General features: G+C 73.9%; 7 protein-coding genes. 6 read left to right on the top strand and 1 reads right to left on the bottom strand.

The window, feature by feature from the left end:
- The 6 genes from Q0R63_RS16595 to Q0R63_RS16570 form a co-directional block, all read left to right on the top strand.
- Positions 1-1,673: class I tRNA ligase family protein (locus Q0R63_RS16595; protein WP_295699666.1), on the top strand; the 1,673-nt coding region annotated here is incomplete at its 5' end.
- A gap of 81 nt (positions 1,674-1,754) precedes the next feature.
- Complete coding sequence (locus Q0R63_RS16590; protein ID WP_295699664.1) at positions 1,755-2,585, top strand: DUF4129 domain-containing protein; 831 nt, start codon at positions 1,755-1,757, stop codon at positions 2,583-2,585.
- Positions 2,582-3,115 carry a hypothetical protein gene (locus Q0R63_RS16585; RefSeq protein WP_295699661.1) on the top strand — a complete coding sequence of 178 codons (534 nt, stop codon included), beginning with the start codon at positions 2,582-2,584 and terminating at the stop codon, positions 3,113-3,115. The genes Q0R63_RS16590 and Q0R63_RS16585 overlap by 4 nt, the downstream gene beginning before the upstream one ends.
- Positions 3,116-3,138: 23 nt before the next feature.
- Positions 3,139-4,134 carry a MoxR family ATPase gene (locus Q0R63_RS16580; protein WP_295699671.1) on the top strand — a complete coding sequence of 332 codons (996 nt, stop codon included), beginning with the start codon at positions 3,139-3,141 and terminating at the stop codon, positions 4,132-4,134.
- Positions 4,131-5,459, top strand: coding sequence for a DUF58 domain-containing protein (locus tag Q0R63_RS16575; RefSeq protein WP_295699658.1), 1,329 nt, complete (start codon positions 4,131-4,133; stop codon positions 5,457-5,459). Before Q0R63_RS16580 ends, Q0R63_RS16575 begins: the two co-directional genes overlap by 4 nt.
- 68 nt (positions 5,460-5,527) lie before the next feature.
- On the top strand, positions 5,528-6,142 hold the full coding sequence (locus Q0R63_RS16570; protein WP_295699656.1) for a hypothetical protein: 615 nt from the start codon (positions 5,528-5,530) through the stop codon (positions 6,140-6,142).
- A 54-nt stretch (positions 6,143-6,196) separates the two neighbouring features.
- Here Q0R63_RS16570 and Q0R63_RS16565 read toward each other — a convergent pair.
- A partial coding sequence (locus tag Q0R63_RS16565) for a hypothetical protein (RefSeq protein ID WP_366521157.1) occupies positions 6,197-6,891 on the bottom strand: 695 nt, incomplete at its 5' end.

The following is a 6,891-nucleotide window of genomic DNA, read 5'->3' as shown; positions in this document are numbered from 1 at the left end:
CGCGGTCGATCATCACCCGCAACGGCCGGATCCAGGCCGAGACCCCGGAGTGGATCACCACCGACTCGGGTCGTGCGGTCTTCGCCGAGATGGCGACGAAGACGACCTTCTCGGCCCGCACCGCGGTGGTCGACGCGCTGCGCGCCTCCGGCGACCTCGACGGCGAGCCCAAGGCCACCCAGCGCAAGGCGAACTTCTTCGAGAAGGGCGACAAGCCCCTCGAGATCGTCACCTCGCGGCAGTGGTACATCAGCAACGGCGGCCGCGACGAGACCATCCGCGCCGCGATGATCGAGCGCGGGCGCGAGCTCGACTTCCACCCCGCCTTCATGCGCAGCCGCTACGAGAACTGGGTGGGCGGCCTCAACGGCGACTGGCTCGTCAGCCGCCAGCGCTTCTTCGGTGTGCCGATCCCGGTGTGGTACCCCATCCTCCCGTCGGGCGACGTCGACCACGAGAACCCTCTCGTGCCAGCGGAATCCGCGTTGCCGGTCGATCCGGCGGCCGAGGCCCCGAGCGGCTACGACGAGTCACAGCGCGACCAGCCGGGCGGCTTCACCGGCGACCCCGACGTGATGGACACGTGGGCGACCTCGTCGCTGACCCCGCAGATCGCCGGCGGGTGGCTCGACGACAAGGAGCTCTTCGCGGCCGTCTTCCCGATGGACCAGCGCCCGCAGGGGCACGACATCATCCGCACCTGGCTGTTCTCCACGGTGGTCCGCGCCCACTTCGAGCACGGTTCGCTGCCCTGGCGGCACGCCACCCTCAACGGCTGGATCCTCGACCCCGACCGCAAGAAGATGAGCAAGTCCAAGGGCAACGCCACGACGCCCATCGACATGCTCGTCGAGCACGGCACCGACGCGGTGCGCTACTGGGCCGCGTCCGCCCGGCTCGGCATCGACGCGGCCCTCGACACGGCCCAGATGAAGGTCGGCCGGCGCCTCGCGATCAAGATCCTCAACGCGAGCAAGTTCGCCCTCTCCTTCGGCGACATCGACGTCTCGGACGACCTGTCGCGCCTCGGCGAGCAGGTGAGCGAGCCGATCGACCGCTCGATGCTCGCGGCGCTCGCGGTCGTCGTGGACCGGGCGACCGCGGCCTACGAGACGATGGACTACACCAAGGCGCTCGAGGTGAGCGAGACGTTCTTCTGGTCGTTCTGCGACGACTACCTCGAGCTGGTCAAGGACCGCGCCTACGGCGGGCCGGACACCCCCGTGACCGAGGCCGCGACCGCCTCCGCCCGGGCGGCGCTGCGGATCGCCCTCGACGTGCAGCTGCGGCTGCTCGCCCCGGTCGTGGTCTTCGCGACCGAGGAGGTGTGGTCGTGGTTCCACGAGGGCTCGGTGCACCGCGCACCCTGGCCGACCCGCGGTGAGCTCTCGGGCGCGGCCGACGGCGACCCCGCGGTGCTCGTCGCCGTGGGCGAGGCCCTGCAGGGCGTGCGCCGGGTGAAGTCCGACGCCAAGGTCGGCATGCGGGCCCAGATCACGGCCATGACCCTCGCGGGCCCGTCGGCGCAGCTCGACCGCGTGCGCGCCGGCGAGGCCGACCTCGCCGCAGCCGGGCGCGTGACAGGGATGCTGTATGCCGCGCACGACGACCTCCCCGCCCTCGAGATCCGGGACGCCACCATCATCGCGCCCGAGCCGCGCCAGCGCTCCTGACGCCGCCCGCGCCGCCCGGCCCACCCCGAACCCCCCGGGATGTGGAGGGTCGGCGCGCGGTCCGGAGGGTAGCGTGACGGGATGAGCCGAGCGGGGGTGCGCACCATCACGGTGCTCCGCGGCCGGCGCTCGGCGCTGCTCGGCATCGGGGTCGGCGTCGCGGCCCTCGCCGTCCTCACGATCGTCGCCAGCTCGGGTCCGGTCGGCTTCGTCACCTCGCCGCCACCGGGGAGCGGGAGCCCCCCCACCCTGCCGCCGCAGCCCACGACGTCGACGACGGCGACCCCCGCCAACGCCTACGCGACCGGTGCCCTCAACCCCAACACGCTGCCCCCGATCCCGGGCTGGGTCGTCGCTCTCATCCAGGGCCTGTTCGTCCTCCTGGCACTCGCTGCCGGGCTCTGGCTGCTGAGGTTCGCGTGGCAGCACGCCCCCCGCCCCCGCTCGCGCGTGCACCAGGACCGCCAGATCGTCCTGCTCCCCGACCTGCCGGAGGAGCTGAACCGATCGGCGGCAGCCCGAATGGCGTTGCTGCAGAACGGAACTCCCCGCAACGCCATCGTGGCCTGCTGGCTCGACCTCGAGGAGGCCGCCGGCGCCGTGGGCCTCCCGCGACTGGCCTCGGAGACCTCGGCGGAATACACCACCCGGGTCCTCAAGACCTGGGACCTCGCCCCCGACGCCCTCGGCTCCCTCGCCGCACTCTACCGCGAGGCCCGGTTCTCCCGCCACGAGCTGACGGAGGCCCACCGCGAGCTCGCCGTCCGCCGGCTCACGCTGCTCCACGAGGAGCTGTGGCGGGTCGCCGACGAGATCACCGCGCAGCGCGAGCTCGAGCTGGCGGCCCTTGCTGCGGCCCAGGCCGAGCGGGGATCGCCGGCCGCGAAGCCCGCTCACCGGAGCCAGCGGTGAACCGCCTCGATCCCCGGGGGCTGCCCAAGGGGCGCCGGCGCCTGCTCGGCGTCGTCGCGGGATACCTCGTGCTGCTCGCCCTGCTGCAGGCCCTCGGCCTGTCGCCGAAGCCGCTGCTGATCGCCGCGGCGTTCGTCGCGGTCGGCTCGGTCCTGCTCTACGTCGACGGGCGGCTGGACGACAACACCCCCTCTGCCTGGCCGCGGCTCGGTGCCTCGACCCTCGGGCTCGGCCGCGGCGCCGACCACCGCACGACCTCGTTGGCCCGCCGACTCGCCGGGCTCGCCACGGCCACCGCCGGTTCACGCCGCCAGCTCGCCCTCGACCTCCACGGCCAGGTCGTCCGGGTGATGGTGGGGCGGGTCCGAAGGGCGCACGGGCGCGACCTCCTGACCGACCCCACGGCCCGTGAGCTCCTGCCCGCCGACCTCGCGCTGCTGCTCACCGACCCGGTGGACGAGCGGGTCCTCGACCGGCTCGTCGACCCCCCAGCCCTCACCCGCCTCCTCGACCGGATCGAGTCCCTGTGAGCACCCCCTCCCCCGCCCCGTCGATGCCGCCGACCTCGACAGCCTCCAGACTGACCGATGTCTCGCAGCTCGCCGGCCGGGTCCTCGACGAGGTCGAGCGCGCCGTCATCGGCAAGCGTGACGCCCTGACCCTCGTCCTCAGCGGGGTGCTCGCCGGCGGTCACGTCCTGCTGGAGGACTACCCCGGCCTCGGCAAGACGCTCGCCGCCCGCTGCTTCGCCCAGACCCTCGGACTCGACTTCACCCGCGCCCAGTTCACCCCCGACCTCCTCCCCGGCGACCTCACCGGCTCCTTCATCTACGACCAGCGGATCAGCGAGTTCACCTTCCGCAAGGGGCCGCTGTTCACCGGGCTCCTCCTGGCCGACGAGATCAACCGCACGCCGCCCAAGACGCAGTCGGCCCTCCTCGAGGCGATGCAGGAGAAGCAGGTCACCGTGGAGGGACAGACCTTCCTCCTCCAGCGCCCGTTCCATGTGCTCGCGACCGCGAATCCCGTTGAGTACGAAGGGACCTACCCCCTTCCCGAGGCCCAGCTCGACCGGTTCCTCATGCGGATCTCCTTCGGCTACCCCACGCCCGACGAGGAGCTCGACGTGCTCCGCGGGCGGATGGCGCGGCGGCGCGAGGAGATCGAGCTCGACCGGGTCACCGACGCGACCGGTCTGCTCGCGATGCAGGAGGCGGTGGAGGCGACGACGGTCGACGACAGCGTCGCGGCATACTGCGTCGCCCTCGCTGCGGCGACCCGCGACCACCAGCACGTGCTCATGGGTGCCTCCCCGCGCGGGTCGCTCGGGCTGCTGCTCTGCGCCCGGGCGTATGCCGTGGTGCGCGGCCGCGACTACGTCACCCCCGAGGACGTCAAGTCGGTCGCCGTGCCCGTGCTCGCGCACCGGATCACGATCAAGCCGGAGCTGTGGATGAGCAACGTCAGCGGGCGGGGGGTCGTGCAGAGCATCCTCTCGTCGGTGCCGACGCCGTCTGCGCGCGAGACCCAGGACACCGCGACCTCATGAGTCCCCGACCCGCCCACGAGGAGACCGAGCTCTCGACGTGGCGCCCCACGTCGGCCCACTTCCGCGCGGTCCTGCTCGGCGCCGCCGGGGCGCTCGCGGCCCTGCTGCTGCGCCGTCCGGACCTGCTCGTCATCGCTACCCCGTTCCTCGTCGTCGCGACGTGGTCCTGGGTCACCCGGCCGGACCGCCCGCCGACCTTGCGGACGCGGGCCAGCCACCGGTCGCTGCGCGAGGGCGAGGGTGGGCAGTGGGTCTCGCAGGTCCAGGTGCCGCCGGGCGGCGAGGACGTGCTGCTGGGTCTCGCGCCGGCGTTGTTCGTCGACTACGCGCCGGCCCTCGGCGTCACCTCGGTCGCGGTCGAGGAGGCCGTCGCGGGCCTCGTGACGAGCCGGGTCGCCTTCCGGCCGACCCGGTGGGGCGTGCGCGTGCTCGGACCGGCCGTATGCCGCGTCTCGTCCTCCTGGGGCGGCTACGTCAGCGGCCCGAGCAGCAGCGGCGAGCTGCGGCTGCTGGTGCTCCCGCTGCCCGCCGTCTTCGACGAGGCCGCCCCCACGCCGCATCCCGAGGGCCTGGTCGGCATGCACCGTGCGAGCCGGGTGGGGAACGGCACCGAGTTCGCCACCCTGCGGGTCTTCCAGCCCGGTGACCGGCTGCGTCGGATCCACTGGCCGTCGTCGCTGCGCACGGGCACGCTGCACGTCTCCTCGACCTACGGCGACGAGGACTCGCAGGTCGTCCTGCTCATCGACGCGTTCAGCGACCTCGGGCCGCGGGAGGGCATCGACGGGCGCGCGACGAGCCTCGACCTCACCGTCCGCGCCGCCGGCGCGATGGCCGAGCACCACCTCGGCGTCGGCGACCGCGTCGGGCTGCGGGTGGTCGGGTCCGCCGGCACGCCCCGCGTCCCGATGGGCACCGGCCAGGGACACCTCCGTCGGGCGCTCGACGTCCTCACGGTCATCCAGCCGGCGACCGAGCGCCACGACGACGGCGAATGGGCCACCGCGGGCATCGGGACCGGCGCCTTCGTCATCGTGCTGTCGCCGCTCATCGACCCCGCGATGGTCGACGTCGTCGCCCGGCTCGGGGCCCGGGGGCTCACGACGGTGGTCGTCGACACGATCCCCGAGCACCTCGAGCAGGTCGGCGACGACCTCCACAGCGCCCTCGCCTGGCGCCTGCGCCGGCTCACGCGGGAGGCCGACATCGACCGGTTGACGGCTGCCGGCATCCCCGTCGTGCCGTGGCGTGGGCCGGCCAGCCTCGACATCGTGCTGCGGGACATCGGGCGGCGGGCCCGGGCTCCCCGGTTGGCCCGGCGATGACGTCGGGGGCACCAGAAACGCCGGGGGCGCCGCTGGCGAGGCAGACGCCGGTAGTGAGGCAGGCGCCGATGGCGAGGCAGGCGCGCCGGGCGAGGCGGCTGATCCGGGTCGGGACGTCCGACGAGTTCGGCTGGCAGCAGGCCGTGCTCGCGGCGATCGTCGTGCTCGCCCCGGCCGGATTCCTCTGGTGCGCATCGCTGGCCGGTGGTCAGGTCAGCCCGTGGCTCGCGCTGTTGCTGCCCCTCGCGGCTGCGCTCGTCGTGCGGGCCGACTCCGTCCTGACGACCGGTACGTGGCTGGTGCTGGGGCTGCTGTGGCTGGTGCAGGTGCCGTCGCCCTTCACCTGGTGGTCCGTCCCTGCCGCGGGCACGGCGCTGCTCGCGCACGTGGCGGGCAGCCTGCTCGCCGGGGCGCCCCCGACGACGGTATGGCCGGCCGCGACGGTGCGCCGCTACCGGTGGCGGATCGGGGTCGTCCTGGCCATCACCGTGGGCGTGGCGGTGCTCGCCCAGGTGACCCTGAGCCTACGGACGTCAGGAGCCGCCGAGCTGTCGGTCGTCGCGCTGCTGGTCGTCGCGACCTGGCTCTGGCTCGGCCGGCGCCTCGACGAGGAGTCGTCGGACGGGTCGGAGGCACCCGATCCGTCGATCGCGCCGGCTCCGTCGGTGCGGTGGGACGAGTGAGGGCAGGGGCGTGCACCTCTCAGCACCTGCCCGGTTCTGAACCGCGGCCGCCGGTCAGGGCTGCTCGGCGACCGGACGCACCGTGCACCACGGCACGTCCCAGCCGGCGAGCTGCAGTCGTCGGCCAGCAAACGCGTCGACGTCGAGGACCCGCACGGGGCCGGTGGCGGGGTCGTAGACGGCCAGCCCGCCCGGCCCGCCCCCCGGGACGACGAGCGTGACGTGCCGCGGCAGGGTGGCGCTGCCGACGTAGAGTGCGGCCGGGCGCCCGTCGCGCACCCGTTCGGTGAGCTCCCGGACCTGGCGCCGCAGCGCATCGGGACCGCCCACCCGACACCACCGCGTCTCGTAGCGCGTCCCCGGGACCGACCCGCCGTGCTCCAGCTCGTGCTGCGCTCCCCACGGCGGGGTCCCCAGCGCCCGCGGCCACGGCGGCTGAAGTCGACGACCCGGACCGATGACGCGGTTGGTCCGGCGCAGGACGAGCTGCTCCGCGGCGGCAACCCGTTCGTCCGTGTCGACCAGCTCCGGCAGGAACCCGTGACCTCGCGCCTCCCCGCTGAGCACCCAGGTCGCGAAGACCGGGTCCACGAGCATCCGCGCCACCGTCAGCGCGGCGGACCCGCACGTCGTCGGGCTGTGCTGCACGGGCGCCACGTCACCGGGACGCAGGCGGTAGGGCGTGGCCATCTGCTCATCCTGCACCCGGCACACGGGCAGGACGTCCGCGTGGACGCGACACCGGTGTC

Source organism: Lapillicoccus sp. (assembly GCF_025353065.1).
GTDB lineage: Bacteria > Actinomycetota > Actinomycetes > Actinomycetales > Dermatophilaceae > Lapillicoccus.
This window is presented reverse-complemented; position numbering and strand designations above follow the sequence as displayed.

What these genes read in the sequence shown, in the direction of transcription:
- Q0R63_RS16590 (WP_295699664.1), top strand. Translation starts at nt 1,755, where the DNA reads ATGAGCCGAGCGGGGGTGCGCACCATCACGGTGCTCCGCGGCCGGCGC.
- Q0R63_RS16580 (WP_295699671.1), top strand. Translation starts at nt 3,139, where the DNA reads ATGCCGCCGACCTCGACAGCCTCCAGACTGACCGATGTCTCGCAGCTC.
- Q0R63_RS16575 (WP_295699658.1), top strand. Translation starts at nt 4,131, where the DNA reads ATGAGTCCCCGACCCGCCCACGAGGAGACCGAGCTCTCGACGTGGCGC.
- Q0R63_RS16570 (WP_295699656.1), top strand. Translation starts at nt 5,528, where the DNA reads ATGGCGAGGCAGGCGCGCCGGGCGAGGCGGCTGATCCGGGTCGGGACG.